The sequence below is a fragment of the Thermodesulfovibrio sp. TK500a genome (genome assembly GCF_055381765.1).
In genome coordinates, this window is record NZ_AP041606.1 from 458,040 (window position 1) to 472,452 (window position 14,413).

General features: G+C 38.1%; 15 protein-coding genes. 2 read left to right on the top strand and 13 right to left on the bottom strand.

From position 1 onward, the window contains the following. Positions 1 to 7 precede the first annotated feature (7 nt). From flhA to ACZ430_RS02455, 10 genes are all read right to left on the bottom strand, one after another. Entirely contained in the window at positions 8 to 2,050 is a 2,043-nt protein-coding gene (gene flhA / locus ACZ430_RS02410) for a flagellar biosynthesis protein FlhA (RefSeq protein WP_464910645.1), read from the bottom strand. Positions 2,051 to 2,055: 5 nt separating this feature from the next. Continuing rightward, positions 2,056 to 3,117 (bottom strand): flagellar biosynthesis protein FlhB, encoded by a 1,062-nt coding sequence (flhB, locus tag ACZ430_RS02415; RefSeq protein WP_297211705.1) that lies wholly within the window; start codon positions 3,115 to 3,117, stop codon positions 2,056 to 2,058. A gap of 3 nt (positions 3,118 to 3,120) precedes the next feature. Then, positions 3,121 to 3,852, bottom strand: coding sequence for a flagellar biosynthetic protein FliR (locus ACZ430_RS02420; RefSeq protein ID WP_297211708.1), 732 nt, complete (start codon positions 3,850 to 3,852; stop codon positions 3,121 to 3,123). Beyond that, positions 3,849 to 4,118 carry a flagellar biosynthesis protein FliQ gene (gene fliQ / locus ACZ430_RS02425; RefSeq protein ID WP_297211711.1) on the bottom strand — a complete coding sequence of 90 codons (270 nt, stop codon included), beginning with the start codon at positions 4,116 to 4,118 and terminating at the stop codon, positions 3,849 to 3,851. Before fliQ ends, ACZ430_RS02420 begins: the two co-directional genes overlap by 4 nt. Further along, complete coding sequence (fliP, locus tag ACZ430_RS02430) at positions 4,115 to 5,122, bottom strand: flagellar type III secretion system pore protein FliP (protein WP_297211715.1); 1,008 nt, start codon at positions 5,120 to 5,122, stop codon at positions 4,115 to 4,117. Before fliP ends, fliQ begins: the two co-directional genes overlap by 4 nt. A 17-nt stretch (positions 5,123 to 5,139) precedes the next feature. Beyond that, positions 5,140 to 5,562: a flagellar motor switch protein FliN gene (gene fliN, locus ACZ430_RS02435; RefSeq protein WP_297211718.1), complete on the bottom strand. Its 423-nt coding sequence runs from the start codon at positions 5,560 to 5,562 to the stop codon at positions 5,140 to 5,142. A gap of 1 nt (position 5,563) precedes the next feature. After that, on the bottom strand, positions 5,564 to 6,529 hold the full coding sequence (gene fliM / locus ACZ430_RS02440) for a flagellar motor switch protein FliM (protein ID WP_297211721.1): 966 nt from the start codon (positions 6,527 to 6,529) through the stop codon (positions 5,564 to 5,566). Positions 6,530 to 6,532: 3 nt separating this feature from the next. Further along, on the bottom strand, positions 6,533 to 7,036 hold the full coding sequence (locus tag ACZ430_RS02445; protein WP_297211724.1) for a flagellar basal body-associated FliL family protein: 504 nt from the start codon (positions 7,034 to 7,036) through the stop codon (positions 6,533 to 6,535). Between the two features lie 174 nt (positions 7,037 to 7,210). Next, positions 7,211 to 8,845: a DNA mismatch repair endonuclease MutL gene (gene mutL, locus ACZ430_RS02450; RefSeq protein ID WP_297211727.1), complete on the bottom strand. Its 1,635-nt coding sequence runs from the start codon at positions 8,843 to 8,845 to the stop codon at positions 7,211 to 7,213. Then, positions 8,846 to 9,376 (bottom strand): Slp family lipoprotein, encoded by a 531-nt coding sequence (locus ACZ430_RS02455; protein ID WP_297211731.1) that lies wholly within the window; start codon positions 9,374 to 9,376, stop codon positions 8,846 to 8,848. 62 nt (positions 9,377 to 9,438) lie between these two features. Here ACZ430_RS02455 and ACZ430_RS02460 point away from each other — a divergent pair, with 62 nt between their 5' ends. Together ACZ430_RS02460 and ACZ430_RS02465 are read left to right on the top strand one after the other, a co-directional pair. Then, positions 9,439 to 10,512, top strand: coding sequence for a 3-methyl-2-oxobutanoate dehydrogenase subunit VorB (locus ACZ430_RS02460; protein WP_297211734.1), 1,074 nt, complete (start codon positions 9,439 to 9,441; stop codon positions 10,510 to 10,512). A gap of 4 nt (positions 10,513 to 10,516) precedes the next feature. Beyond that, positions 10,517 to 11,542 (top strand): mechanosensitive ion channel family protein, encoded by a 1,026-nt coding sequence (locus ACZ430_RS02465; RefSeq protein ID WP_297211737.1) that lies wholly within the window; start codon positions 10,517 to 10,519, stop codon positions 11,540 to 11,542. Positions 11,543 to 11,544: 2 nt separating this feature from the next. On the opposite strand, the gene xerD is transcribed toward ACZ430_RS02465, so the two are convergent. From xerD to ACZ430_RS02480, 3 genes are read right to left on the bottom strand one after another with little or no spacing between them, the layout of a single operon-like run. Then, on the bottom strand, positions 11,545 to 12,429 hold the full coding sequence (gene xerD, locus ACZ430_RS02470; RefSeq protein ID WP_297211740.1) for a site-specific tyrosine recombinase XerD: 885 nt from the start codon (positions 12,427 to 12,429) through the stop codon (positions 11,545 to 11,547). Further along, positions 12,407 to 13,201 carry a ribonuclease H-like domain-containing protein gene (locus ACZ430_RS02475; RefSeq protein WP_297211743.1) on the bottom strand — a complete coding sequence of 265 codons (795 nt, stop codon included), beginning with the start codon at positions 13,199 to 13,201 and terminating at the stop codon, positions 12,407 to 12,409. Before ACZ430_RS02475 ends, xerD begins: the two co-directional genes overlap by 23 nt. Before the next feature lie 54 nt (positions 13,202 to 13,255). Then, a complete protein-coding gene (locus ACZ430_RS02480; RefSeq protein WP_297211746.1) occupies positions 13,256 to 14,383 on the bottom strand; it encodes a metallophosphoesterase in 1,128 nt (375 codons plus the stop codon). Positions 14,384 to 14,413 lie beyond the last annotated feature (30 nt).

Here is a 14,413-nt window from a genome sequence, read left to right on the forward strand (position 1 = left end):
GTCCTCCTTAATCAGGTTTTACTGTTGCAAGCATTAATACCCTCACGCCAGATGATATCTCCTGAGGGGAAATCACAGGCAGAGCAGGACTAACCCTCTCAATTGCCCTCTTTAAAAATCTTCTTATTGCTTGAGAACATATCAAAACAGGCTGATACCCCTTTATTGTAGCTTCATCGGCAATCTTTTTTACCTTCTCCATTATTTTCTCCATCAGTAAAGGGTCTGGTGCAAAATTTATGCCTTGCGGAGTTGTCTGTAGTGACTCTATTAAAGTTCTTTCAATAGACGGGTCAAGCAGAATAGCTGAGATAGAACCGTCAGGATTTTGTACACTTTTTGTTATCTGCCTTGACAGAGCCTGCCTCACATACTCTGTGAGAATATCCGAATCCTTAGTTATATTTGCATATTCTGACAGTGCCTCAAGAATGGTTTGTAAATCCTTTATAGAAACTCTCTCTCTGAGAAGATTTTGAAGAACCTTTTGCACCTGAGAGAGAGTCAAAAGATTTGGTATAAGGTCATCTACCACCCTTGGAGCAGTTTTAGCAAGATTATCTAAAAGTCTTTGAGTTTCCTGTTTGCCTAAAAGTTCATAGCCGTAATTCTTTAGTATCTCTCTTAGATGAGTAACAATTACAGATGCTGCGTCAACAACGGTAAATCCAAGCATCTGAGCACGAGAAAGGTCTTTCTCTTCAATCCACAAAGCATCAACTCCAAAGGCAGGGTCTTTCGTAGGTATTCCCTCTATGTCCTGTCCTGGTCTTGCACCTATGGCAAGAAATCTACCGGGCATTATCTCTGCTGAGGCTATTTCTACTCCTTTTATGAGGATACTGTATTGTGAAGGCTTTAGCATTAGGTTGTCTTTTATATGAATTGACGGAACGATGTAACCCATTTCAATGGCAATCTGTTTTCTCAGCGAACGAATCCTCTCGACAAGAGAACTATCACCTTCCACAAGAGGAATTAGGTTGTAGCCTATCTCAAGAGAGATAGGGTCAACTTTAAGGAGACTTTCAAGCTGCTCCTGCATGCTTATAGGTTTTTCCTCAACAGTTGGTGGTGGAGTAACCTCTTTTTCTTTCTTTTCTTTCGTAATCATCAAGTAGGCTATTGCTCCCGATACAATGGCAATGAAAATAAAAGGCAGATGGGGTAATCCAGGAATAAGGCCGAGCAAAAGTAGCACTCCTGAGGCTGTGGCAAGAGTCTTTGGATTTTTAAAAAGCTGTTGAAGAATATCCTGTCCAAGATTGGATTCTGTAGCTGCCCTGCTTACCACTATACCTGCAGCAGTAGAAGTTACAAGAGCCGGTATTTGCGCTGCAAGTCCATCACCAATCGTTAAAATTACATACGTCTGCACAGCATCTGAGATAGACATTCCCTTTTGAAGAACGCCAATAAGTATTCCTCCAATGATGTTTATAATCATGATAATTATCGCTGCTATAGCATCTCCTCTTATAAATTTGCTTGCACCGTCCATTGCTCCATAGAAGTCTGCCTCCCTACTTATCTCCTCTCTTCTTCGGCGGGCTTCTTTTTCATCAATAAGCCCTGCATTCAAATCTGCATCTATACTCATCTGCTTACCGGGCATAGCATCAAGAGTAAAACGAGCCGATACCTCTGCAATTCTTCCTGCTCCTTTTGTTATTACGATGAAATTAATAATCACGAGAATTAGAAAAACAATCAACCCTACAACAAAGTTTCCACTGACAACAAACTCTCCAAAGGCTTTGATAACCTTACCTGCCGCCTCTGTGCCAAGTTCTCCTCTTGTAAGTATTAAGCGAGTTGAAGCTATATTCAGAGAGAGTCTCATAAGGGTTGCAATAAGCAAAACCGATGGAAATACTGAAAAATCAAGAGGTTTTCTTACATAGGAGGCAACGAGTATTATTAAAATTGAAAGAGTGATGCTCAGTGTAAGGGAAAGGTCAAGTATAAATGGCGGCATCGGAACAATCATAAACAGGAGAATTAAAATCAATCCAACGGCAACAACTACGTCACTCCTTATGTATGTCATTATATTCATGCTATTTTCTTTCCTCTTAATTTGTAGACTTGTGCCAAAATCTCAGCAACCGCTTTATAGAGAGCTTGAGGGATTTCTGTGCCTACGGGAATGCGATATAATGCTCTCGCAAGAGGTTTATTCTCGTAAATAGGCACACCAGCTGCTCTTGCCACTTCCTTAATTCTTTCGGCAAGAATATTGGCGCCCTTTGCAACAACCTCAGGAGCATTCATATTTTCTGCCTCATACTTAATACACACCGCCAGGTGAGAGGGGTTTGTTATAACCACGTCTGCCTTGGGAACTTCTTGCATCATTCTTTTTCTCGCCATTTCTCTCTGAAGACTTCTAAGTCTTGCCCTTACCATAGGAGACCCCTCTGTTTCCTTAAATTCTTCCTTTATCTCCTGCTTAGTCATTCTCAAATTTCGCTCATACTGCCATCTTTGATATGCAAAATCCATACCTGCAAAAACTGTAAGCATCACCAGACAGGCAAGGACAAGTTCATAAATTTTTTCAAAGGTTACATTTGTGATAGCTCTAACATCCATATCTATCAAAAGGGGAAGTATTCTCACATCTTTTTCAAGAATGAGATATATAATAATTCCAAGAGCAGTCAATTTTAGAATGCCCTTTACTGTTTCAAAAAGAGCATTAAGGGAAAACATTCTCTTGATGCCCTTAAGGGGACTGATTTTTGACAGGTCTGGCACTAAAGGAGCGCCTGTAAAAAGAAAACCTGTCTGAATGAAATGAACAAGCAGAACAGTAAACAGAAGAACTGCTCCAATGGGAAGAAAATTAAAGATAAGCCATTTAATATCCTCTTTTGCAAAGGCAAGAACTGCTCCACCTGCAAAAGAAGGAGCTTTTATTCTCATGAAAGACTCTTTCATATGATTTATCAGAGAGATAAACAGAGTTCCTGAAAATACAAAATATAGAAAAATGCTCCAAGTTCCGACAATACTCGTAAGTTCCCTGCTTCGGGGAACTTCTCCTTTCTGTCTTGCCTTCTCCCGCCTTCGCGGTGTCGCCTGCTCTGTTCGTTCCTGCAGTTCCTCTGGCATAGTTTACCTCAAAAGCCCCGTTAGAGCATCTTTTAGATTAATAAATGCCTTCGAAAGAACCATAGTAAAAATCGGAATACTAAGCCACATAATTGCAATTCCCGTAGCAAGAATAAGAGGAAAGCCAACGAAGAAAACATTTGCCTGAGGCATTATCCTTGAAAGGAAACCAAGCCCTATATTCATAAGAACTTGAACCAGAAGCACAGGAGCTGAAAGCTTAAGCGCAAGGGGGAACATTAGATAAGAAAACTCTATAATATTTCCTGCAAAAGAAAATTTCATTGGGAATTCAAAGCTTTTTATCATTAGCTCCGCAAGACTCAGATGTAAATCAAGAGAGAAAAAAAGAGCGATAGTGAACATTTCGTAAAAAACTGTAAGCGGTCCCATTAGTTCGCCAAACTGGGGATTAAAGACGTTTGCAACGGCAAATCCTACCTGAAGACTCATCCAGTGAGATGCAATCTCCACAGCAGAGACTACTATTCTTACCATAAGACCTATGGTTAGTCCAAAAAGCACTGCATTTAAAAGAGAGATTAAAAAATTATGTTCACCTGTTTTTATAAAAGGCATTATAGCAAGAGATACTGCGACGGCAAAGAAAAATCTAAAAACTATCGGAACAGTTCTGCTTCCTATATAGGGAAGAAAAAAAAGCACAATCGAAACTCTTATAAAAACTGGAATAAAATTATAGAGATTGGCAGTTAAAACTTCAAGATAGTTCATTTTACATAGAAGGGAAGATTCTCAAAAATCCCTCGGGTGAACTTAGTCATTATATTGACCATCCATGGAACGGTAAGCAGAAGAGTCAAGAAAACGGCAATTAATTTAGGAACGAAGCTTATTGTCATCTCCTGCAATTGAGTTATGGCTTGAAAAAGACCGATGAGAAGACCTACAAGAAGACTCACCAAAAGCACAGGACCACCAACTAAAAGAATGGTCTCAAACGTCTGTTTTGATATGTAATTTAAAAACTCTACGGTCATTTAAAACCTCCTGCCAGCGAGCCTATTATCAACTGCCAGCCATCTACAAGGACAAATAGTAACAACTTAAAAGGCATTGATATCATAACTGGTGGCAACATAAACATACCCATTGATAGCAATATACTTGCCACAACAATATCAATTACAAGAAAAGGCAGAAAAATCAAAAAACCTATCTCAAAAGCTCTTTTGAGTTCTCCAAGAGCAAAGGCTGGCACAACTACTTTCATTGGTAAATCCATTGGTGTGGTAGGCTTTATATCTGTTTTTGAAAGTTTTAGAAAAAGGGCAAGGTCTTTCTCTCGAGTTTGCTTTAGCATGAATTCTTTGAACGGCACAGAAGCTCTGTTTATGGCTTCTTCCATGTTTATCTCCTTCTTAGAAAGAGGAACATAAGCCTCATTGTATACTCTGTCTATAGTAGGAGACATTATAAAAAGAGTAAGAAAAAGGGCAAGTCCTATAATAACCTGATTGGGCGGAACAGCAGGCGTTCCAAAGGCCTGCCTTAAAAGAGATAGGACTATCACAATCCTTGTAAAAGAGGTCATCATGACAAGCACTGCTGGCAAAAAGCTCAACAAAGTTATAAAAACAAGAAGGTCTATGGCAGAGGAAAAACCAAATAGTCCACCGCCTGCAGATGCCTGTGGAGCTGCATGGCTTAAAGTTGGAATGAAAGAAATAAGCAACAAAAGACTACCCTTAAAAATTCTATGCCATGCAGATTTCCCCTCTGTTTTCTTTTCCTCAAACAATGATTCAATCTTTGCATTATCAAGTTTGGTTATCAGATTTATTCCGTTTTCTGATATGCCAAGTAGCAAATATTCATCGAAGGCCTTTACCACTCCAATACCTTTTTTATAACCTATGGGCTGATAATAAATTATCTGAATGTAACCTTTGCCAGGATTAATTTTGCTTTTCATGAGTCTCAACATTAAATATAAAGCAGCTATTACGAACAAAAGTGAGAGTATGACTTTTATGTATTCCATCTTATATACCCAATTATCTATCCGAGTTGCTTTACTCTTTCCTGAGGACTGATAATGTCTGTAATTCTTATTCCGAATTTCTCATTAACAACCACCACTTCTCCCCGTCCGATTAGTTTTCCATTCACATAAACCTCCATAGGCTCACCAGCGAGCTTCTCAAGGGCTACTACCGAACCCTGTGTAAGCTGAAGGAGCTCTTGAACTAAAATCTTTGTTCTACCAATAATGACTACAAGCTCGAGCGGGATGTCGAGAATAAAATCTATATCTCTTAGTTTTGGTTTTTCCTGTGCTGGTGTGAATTCATCTATCTGGGGCGTCTGTATCTCCTGTTTTTCCTTCATTGCCTTTTCCATCTCAAGAGCTTTTGCCATATCGAGCTCTTCTTCAATTTCTTCTTGAGATACCTGTTGTTGCTCAAGTTCTTTATCTTCCATTTTAAACCTCCCTTGTTATTTTCAATGCATAATTGCCCTTAAATGTTCCGAATTTACCTTTAAATTTTGGAACACCTTCAACGAGTAGTTCTACATCTTCGTCTATTCTTCTCGTTAATGTCAAAATATCACCTCTTTTTAGGTCAATCAAAGTTTTGAAGTCTATTGTAGTTTTACCCAAAACAGCTTCAACTGTAACGGGTGCATTTTTTATCTGCGCCTTAAGCCTTCCTATCCATTTCATATCCATCTCGTCTCTGTCTGCCATGAAAGCGCTGTAAAGCTTCTCCTTTATAGGTTCTACAGACGAGTAGGGAATGCATACCATAACCTTACACTCTCGGGTCTCAATCTCTAAGGTGAATTCTGTTTCAATAACTACATCAACGGGAGTAACAATGGTGACAAATTGAGGATTCATCTCACTTCTTATATAGTGGGGCTTTACAGGAAACACAGGTTTCCATGCATCTTCCATGCTGTCAAGAAACATGAGGACAACTTTGTGTATTATTCTCTGTTCAATGGGAGTAAACTCTCTTCCTTCAGGTTTGTAATAACCCTTTCCAGAACCACCGAAATAAAACTCTATGAGAGTAAAAATCATCGGCGCATCAAAAGCAACAAGGCTGAAACCCCTTAATGGTTCTAATTTTATTATGTTCAGGCTTGAGGGAAACGGAACAGAACGGAGAAAGTCATAAAATTTAGTTATGTTTACATTTACGTTTACCACATCTACTATTTTTCTAATATCCGAGGCAAGACTTATTCTGAAACTCCTTGCCAGTCTCTCGTTGATTATGTCAAGAGAGGGCATCTTGCCACGAACAATCTTTTCCTGAGAGGTAAAGTCATAAGTTCTTATTCCTGAGGGAGCTTCTGCTGTCTCAGTCTCTACTTCTCCACCGGCAATGCCCTTAAGCAGGGCATCAATTTCATCCTGTGATAAAATCTCGTCTGCCATGGCTTACTGCATCACAAAATCTGTTAGATACACATTTATTACGTTACCTTCACCGAGTATCTGATTGGCTCTCTGCTTTATTTCGTCCTTCAACATTAGCTTGCCTTCTGGAGTAATGAGTTCTTCGGAAGTTTTATTTGTAAGAAGTGTTATAACGGCATCTCTTAATTGAGGTGTTCTTGCCTTTGCATTATCCATCAACTTTGCATCGGCAAGCTCAATCTGAACAGTAACCTTCAGGTATTTCGTGCCTCCCTGGTCCATCAAGTTAACCACAAAGGGCTCAAGAGGAAAGTTAACTCCCTGTGCCACATTTGTTTGCTTTGCCGTCTTTGCTTTGTCTTTATCATCTCCTTTGCTAAACAAAAAGAAATATGCCCCTGCTGCACCACCCAGAAGAACTACAACGGCAAGTATAATTATTATTAATAGTTTCCCCTTTTTCTTTCCTCCCTCCTTTGGAGCAGCTTCTTCTCCTTCTGCCTTTACATTCTTTTCTTTTGCCATAGGAACTCCTCCTTGACGGAATGATTTTTTCTAAATTTAAAACATTTAGCATCTTTTATGCCAGAAATTATGAATTGACAAATAGAAAAATTGCTTAAATTTTTCTATTTAAAAAATCTGAACAAGTTTTTTATGCCAGATTTTTGACAGACGAGCTGTAGCTTTTATGACACTTTATTTTCTCATGAACCATTTTTTTATCTCTTCAATTGAGATAAACCTCTTAATTGGCCTTCCATGAGGGCAGTGTTCTGGGTCAGAAGTCTGTTCAAGTTCTCTGAGGAGAGCTTTAAGTTCCGAAGCTGTTATCTTCGTATTAGAACGCATAGATTTATGGCAGGCAATTGTTTCAGCAATTTTTATTTTTATATCAGTAAAATCAGGCTTTACAAGTTCCTCTTTTAATACAGAAGCGATACTCTCTATTATTCCCTCTAAATCTACATTTCTTAGAGTCTCAGGAATACTTCTTATTATTATTGAATTTTTACCGAAGCTCTCCGCTTCTATCATCAATTCTTTTAGAATATTGAGATTAGCGACAATCAATTCATAATCTGCTGGATTAAGTTCTATTATCTGTGGGAAAACAAGATTTATTGAACTTTCAGGCAGGGCTTTGAGAATTTTTTCAAAGTTCACTCTTTCGTGAGCTGCATGATAATCTATGAAAAGAATTCCCTCCGATTGTCTTATGGCTACTATTGCATCGCCGAGAGATAGAAAATCTAAAAATTCCTCTCTGTCTTCGAAGGAATTAAGCTGAAAAAAGTTAATCTGCTCTATTAAGTTGGAATTTTCACAAACTGCCCATTCAACAGGTCTTTCTGCTATGATTGATATTTTTTCAGGTTCTGCAATCTTAAATATAAGCTCACTCAATCTCGCTGTATCTCGAAATCTCACCTCTCTTTTTGTAGGATGGACGTTAAAATCCACCTCATCAGCAGGCATTGTAAGAAAGAATAAAAATTGAGGATGAAATTCCTTAACCTTAAATGCCTTGTAGAGACTACTTGAGACAAAAGAATCTCTTACAGGTCTCCGATTGACAAAAATAAGCTGTTTTGTTCGGTTTCTTCTTATTAACTGCGTATTACCCCAGAAAAGTTCTATTCTGTATCGATTATCTGAACTACTCTTAAACTCAAGCTTTTCAAGGAATTCAACTCCAAATACTTGAGCAATTCTCTCCTTTATAGAGTCTGCCCGTGGAAAATTTAATACCTCCTCGCCATCAATATTAAGATAGAAAGATATTTCAGGGTAGACAAGAGCGTAGTTTTGAACGGTCTCCAATATGTGAGCTCTTTCCGTAAAAGGCGATTTAAGAAACTTTTTCCTTACAGGTGTGTTAAAAAATAGGTCTTCTATCTGAATTGTTGTTCCGTTGGCATTAGCGGGTTTTCTCTCTATGATATCTCCCTGTGAGACAAAAATTTCTGTACCTATATTTTCGTATTTATGTTGAGTAATAATTCTGAGCTTACTGACTTGAGCTATAGAATAGAGAGCCTCACCACGAAAACCAAGCGTATTAATCTTAAAAAGGTCTTCTTCCTTCTCTATCTTGCTTGTCGCATGCCTTTGAAGAGCCAAAATTACATCTTCCGAAGGTATACCCTCTCCATCATCAACCACTTTTATCTCTGAAATGCCATAACCTTTTATGTAGATTTTTATTGACGTAGCGTGGGCATCTATTGAATTTTCAAGAAGCTCCTTCAGAGCAGAAGCAGGTCTTTCAATTACCTCTCCTGCTGCAATCTTTCCTGCAAGGGCTTCAGGAAGTATACGAATCCTACCCATTTACCAAGGACCGTATTCAAACCACCAGTGTGGATGACCATACCAAAGCCATATTGATGGACGCCAGTAGGGGTGAGGATATGTTTTGACTCGCTTTTTCCAGAGGTAAGTAGCTTCTGCTTCAAGGAGGGGAAATGAGTATGGCATTTGGTCTATTTTTCCTTCCTTCAGACCTTTAAACCTTCCTACGACAGTTAAATATCTTCCTTTTGCATATACTGCACAGTCAAGAAAATTTTTAGACTTTGCTATGAAACGTCCCTCAGAGTTATCTGTCTCGGAAGGATGACCATCGTTTTCAAGAGGCAGATGAAGTATTTCGAAAAGCGTTCCTTCCTCGATATTTGAACAGTTTGTAATTCTACCGCCCCACAAAAGAGGTTTGTCATAGTACTTTTGGGGATTATTCTTTACCACAGAGAAAGGAACATTTTTTAGGGACTCATACTCCTGTAGAGGTTTTGGAAGAGTTGCACAACCATAAAGCAAAAATAGGAGTTGAAGCGTCAGTATGATAAGTTTAAGGTTCATATTTCATTATATCAGTAATGTGTTAAAATAAAAAATCCAACAAGACAATAGGGAGGTTTTTTATGAATAAAATTCTGATGAAAGGTAATGAAGCAGTTGCAGAAGCAGCAATAAGGGCAGGATTGAAATTTTATGCCGGCTATCCAATTACTCCTCAAAATGAAATTCCCGAATATCTCTCAAAAAGACTTCCCGAAGTAGGCGGAGTTTTTATTCAGGCAGAAAGTGAGATTGCTGCCATAAACATGATATACGGAGCATCTGCCTGTGGAGCAAGGGTCATGACTTCATCAAGCTCTCCAGGAATAAGTCTGAAGCAGGAAGCTCTATCCTACATGGCATCAGCAGAGCTTCCAGCTGTAATAGTAAACATGATGCGTGGAGGCCCAGGATTGGGAAATATCTCAGGAAGTCAGGCCGATTACTTTCAGGCAGTAAAAGGCGGCGGACATGGCGATTATCGCCTCTTAGTATATTCACCTTTCAGCGTTCAAGAGCTATGGGATTATACAATACTGGCTTTTGAAAAAGCTGATGAGTGGCGAAATCCTGTTATGATTCTCGGCGATGGAGTAGTAGCTCAGATGATGGAGCCGATTATTCAAAGGTTGCCAGAGTTGAAACATTATGACAAATCATCATGGGCGCTGACTGGAGCAAAGGGAAGACCCTCAAGATTCATAAGAACTCTCTTAATGGCGGAAGGAGAACTCGAAAAGCACAACAGAAAACTTCAGGAAAAATACAGCCAATGGAGAGAAAGGGAAGTACGATACGAAACCTATTTCATCGATGATGCAGAAATTGTTGTGGTAGCATTTGGTTCTGCCGCAAGAATATCTCTTTCAGCATTGAGAAAACTCAGGCAGGAAGGCATGAAAATTGGACTGTTCAGACCAATTACTCTCTATCCTTTTCCAGAAGAACCCCTAAGGCAGCTTGCCCAAGAAGTTGAGAGATTTGTCGTTGTTGAATTTAATGCAGGCCAGATGATAGAAGACGTTAAACTCGCCGTAAATGGAATGGCAGAGGTCTATCTATACGGCAGACCAGGTGGAAGCATTGTAACTGCAGAAGATATCTATGAAGCTCTCCTAAATTATGCCTTTACTGAGAAGGTAATGCTAAATTTATGACAAAATGAACCTTGAAAAGTCTCTAATAGTCATCATAACTGCAGCTGTAGCATCGGCATTATTACTTCTCATACGAACTATTCTTTTTAGTCTACTGCACAGATGGGCTAAAAAAACAAAAAATCAGATAGACGACCTCATAATATCAACAATAAAATTCCCTTCCTTTTTGCTTTGTCTTGGAATAGGTCTTTACATAGGTTTTGAGACATCAGAACTTCCGTTTAAGTATAATGCCTACTTAATTAAAGTGATACATGTGATAATAATTCTCTCTGCCACTGCTGCCTTGGCAAATCTAATAACAAGACTTTTCATGAGCTATGTGGAAAACAAAGCCATATCTGTCCAGTCAACAGGTTTGCTCAACACAATAATAAAAGTATCCACATATTTAATTGGCATTATAATAATATTACACCTTCTTGGTATCTCCATAGCACCGCTTATAACCGCCCTCGGAATAGGAGGATTAGCCATAGGTCTTGCCCTGAAAGACACTCTTGAAAATCTATTCGCAGGCATTCACATCATGACTGAAAAAACGATTCGAATAGGGGACTTTATAAAGCTTGAAAACGGCCAGGAAGGTTTTGTTGATGATATTTCATGGCGTACAACAAGAATAAGAATGCTCCCAAATAATATGATTATCATCCCAAACAGCAAGCTTGCCCAGAGTATCGTGCTTAATTATTCTCTTCCTGACAAGCGAATGTCCCTTCAACTGCCAGTGAGTGTAAGCTATTCTTCTGACCCAGATAGAATAATGAGTATAATCGTTGAAGAAGCACAGATGGCCGCTGCTGAAATTCCAGGTCTTCTGAATGACCCTCCACCTACAGTCAGATTTATTCCAGGGTTTGGCGATAATTCTCTCGATTTTACGCTTATCTGTCATATCAACGAAATAACTGACCAATATGCTGTCCAAAGTGAACTTAGGAAGAGAATTTTTAAAAGATTTAAAGATGAAGGCATAGACATTCCTTTTCCCCAAAGAGTTGTCTGGCTTAAGAAAGCTGAATAGTCTTATTTTGCCCGTGGGTGGTGCTTAAGATATTCTTTGCGAAGTCTTTCCATTGAGACCTTTGTGTAAATCTGCGTGGTAGAAATATCACTGTGTCCAAGCATTTTCTGCAGAGACCTCAAATCTGCTCCCCCCTCAAGTAAATGGGTAGCAAAGCTGTGCCTTATCATGTGTGGCGTTACCTCAACTCCGGCTAACTTCCCCATATTCTTTAAATTCTGCCAAAATCGCTGACGAGTCATTGGTTGACCACGGTTATTCAAAAAGAGATAATCCGATGCCCTGTTTTTTATGAGCCTTGGTCTAAGGTCAAAGATATATTTTTTTATACCCTCAAGGGTCCGCTGGGCAACGGGAACAATTCTTTCCCTCTCTCCCTTACCTATTATTCTTATGAAACCAGCTTCAAAATTTATATCGGCTATTTTAATTTTTACTAACTCACTGACCCTTAGTCCCGTTGCATACATTAACTCGAGCATCACGATGTCCCGAAGAAAATATTTACTGTTCATAATAACAGACAAAAGCTTTTTTACATCATCTACAGGTAATGCCTTTGGAAGTCTTAGCCATTGTTTAGGAGACTTAATTCCTTCCACAGGGTCTTGAGATATGAGATTATTCAAAATCAGAAACCTAAAAAACTGTTTAATAGAAGATAGAATTCTTGCTATTGAGGAGGCAGAATATGCTTTTTCTTTAAGGGTTAAAAAGAACTGTATTACGTCCTCTCTACTACAACTCATTAAAGATAAATTACTTTCATTAAGATGGGAGATGAAGATTTTCAGATCAGTCTCGTATGATTTTACAGTGTTAATTGAGAGAGCTTTTTCTGTGATACAATAATTGAGAAACTTTTTAAGAAGTTCCCTTTCTTCCATTACCAACAAACTCTTCTATTCCCGCCTGCATGCGAAGCATTTTGTAAAAAATCTGACCCAACTTGAAAAGATTTTCCGTATCAGCCCTGTTGTAAGCAATTAGATATTCAAGACTTTCTGTGTGGCCATTTAAATAAGCCTTCCAGAATTTTACTGCATCATAACCATTAAGTCCCTTTAGGTCTTCATCTCGTTCGATTAAAAACATCGTTTCCAGTTTCTTTAATCCTCCCTGAATACCAAGTCTTTTTCCTGCCCAAAAAAGGTCGAAATGAGGAATATGGTCTATCTGCAGATTAGGAAACTCTTTCTTAAGAAAGGGAATATCAAAAATACTTCCATAAAAGGTAATTAGATACTTATAACCATCTAAGGCTTCTTGAAGACTCTCCTCTGTTAGATTTTCACCCCTCACAAAAGCTCTATAACCCTCAACAGAATACAGGCCGACCACAGTAACATAGCCACCTTTCTCTGCAGTAAAACCGTTTGTTTCTATATCAAGACAGACTGCCTCATTTACAAATTTTTCAAAAAGCCTCCAATGTTCTCTTTTCTTTAAGTATTTTGAGAAAAATAGACAATCTTTAGAATTAAGTGATTCGGAAGCTCTGCAAAGAAAGTCGTCATAATGTTTTTTTCTCTCGCCTTCTATGTCAAGAATACTTTTACAACAACAGAAATCTTCCCATGTGAGAATTCCCTCTTGCCATAATTTTCTTTCTCGTTTTTCTCCTATTCCATTAAGAAGAAGAAAGGTGTGCCTAATCATAGACTTATTATATCTCAAATTAAACAGAGAGGGAAAGGGAACTTTAAATTGACTCTATTTTTTCTTTACCTCAATAATTGTAATCTCAGGAGGCGCAAATATTCGTACAGGTGGTCCCCATGTTCCAGTGCCCCTGCTTATGTAAAGATATTTGTTTCTACCGAAATCTATTAGTCCTGCATCTTTTTTATAGTAAAGTTTTGTCAGAAGACTAAAAGGAAAAAACTGTCCTTTGTGAGTATGTCCGGAGAGTTGTAAATCCATTGATTGAAACAACTCCTTTTCAATTGATGGTCTGTGATTAAGGAGAATTGTATAACCATTGTTTTTAAAGGAATCAATTAGAGATTTTCTGTCAACATTTAAGCTCTGTCCGTATCTTAAAGCCTCTGTATCGTCTAAGCCTATTAAATTAATATTTAAGTCTTCTATTACAAAAAGACTATCTCTTAAGAGCTTAAAACCTGCTCTTTCTGTAAAATAAATAGACTTATCAATGCCAGCATAAAACTCATGATTTCCTGTTATGGCAAATTTTCCGTAGGGAGGAGCAATCTCTGCAAATATATCTGCCAAGTGATTAATGCTGTCTGTCTGAGCATCTACAAGGTCTCCCGTTGATATTACCATATCAGGTTTGGCTTGTTTTATTATTTCTGCAATCTTTTTAATTCGATTGTCTCTCACAATCAGCCCAATGTGCACATCCGATATCTGTAGGATTTTTATGTCTCTACTAACTTTATCGGAGCTAATGAAAACTCTTTCTGTCTTTATTTTTAAGGCTTCAAAGTATCCATAAATTAGAAAAGAAATTGAGAGAAATAGAGGAAAAAGAAAATTGAAAAATACAGGTATTCGGGAATAGAAATTCTGATTAAATATTTTGGATATTATTAACACTGATAATCTCACAATGTCAGTCATAATCCCAAAAAACAGAAACAAAACCACAAAGGCCATCCATATATATCCCACCCACGATAATGTTATTGCAAAGGCCTCATATCCATGCTTTTCAAGATTTCTTATCATCGCAGGAGAGAAAACCATAACTACCATCAAAAAACCAACTATTAGCTGAAGATAACCTTTTAAATTAAGTGCTGCCTTGAGTTTAATAAAAAAATAAAAATTGATTAATCCATAAATGGTAAAAAACAAAATAAAAAATGTTCTCATTTTTATCCTTTCGTTTATGCTTTGATTATT

Excerpts from the sequence above, each read along its gene's own strand:
- flhB (WP_297211705.1), bottom strand. The coding sequence starts at position 3,117 with ATGCCAGAGGAACTGCAGGAACGAACAGAGCAGGCGACACCGCGAAGG.
- fliM (WP_297211721.1), bottom strand. The coding sequence starts at position 6,529 with ATGGCAGACGAGATTTTATCACAGGATGAAATTGATGCCCTGCTTAAG.
- mutL (WP_297211727.1), bottom strand. The coding sequence starts at position 8,845 with ATGGGTAGGATTCGTATACTTCCTGAAGCCCTTGCAGGAAAGATTGCA.
- ACZ430_RS02460 (WP_297211734.1), top strand. The coding sequence starts at position 9,439 with ATGAATAAAATTCTGATGAAAGGTAATGAAGCAGTTGCAGAAGCAGCA.
- xerD (WP_297211740.1), bottom strand. The coding sequence starts at position 12,429 with ATGGAAGAAAGGGAACTTCTTAAAAAGTTTCTCAATTATTGTATCACA.
- fliN (WP_297211718.1), bottom strand. The coding sequence starts at position 5,562 with ATGGAAGATAAAGAACTTGAGCAACAACAGGTATCTCAAGAAGAAATT.
- fliP (WP_297211715.1), bottom strand. The coding sequence starts at position 5,122 with ATGGAATACATAAAAGTCATACTCTCACTTTTGTTCGTAATAGCTGCT.
- ACZ430_RS02480 (WP_297211746.1), bottom strand. The coding sequence starts at position 14,383 with ATGAGAACATTTTTTATTTTGTTTTTTACCATTTATGGATTAATCAAT.
- ACZ430_RS02420 (WP_297211708.1), bottom strand. The coding sequence starts at position 3,852 with ATGAACTATCTTGAAGTTTTAACTGCCAATCTCTATAATTTTATTCCA.
- ACZ430_RS02455 (WP_297211731.1), bottom strand. The coding sequence starts at position 9,376 with ATGAACCTTAAACTTATCATACTGACGCTTCAACTCCTATTTTTGCTT.
- ACZ430_RS02475 (WP_297211743.1), bottom strand. The coding sequence starts at position 13,201 with ATGATTAGGCACACCTTTCTTCTTCTTAATGGAATAGGAGAAAAACGA.
- flhA (WP_464910645.1), bottom strand. The coding sequence starts at position 2,050 with ATGACATACATAAGGAGTGACGTAGTTGTTGCCGTTGGATTGATTTTA.
- ACZ430_RS02465 (WP_297211737.1), top strand. The coding sequence starts at position 10,517 with ATGAACCTTGAAAAGTCTCTAATAGTCATCATAACTGCAGCTGTAGCA.
- fliQ (WP_297211711.1), bottom strand. The coding sequence starts at position 4,118 with ATGACCGTAGAGTTTTTAAATTACATATCAAAACAGACGTTTGAGACC.
- ACZ430_RS02445 (WP_297211724.1), bottom strand. The coding sequence starts at position 7,036 with ATGGCAAAAGAAAAGAATGTAAAGGCAGAAGGAGAAGAAGCTGCTCCA.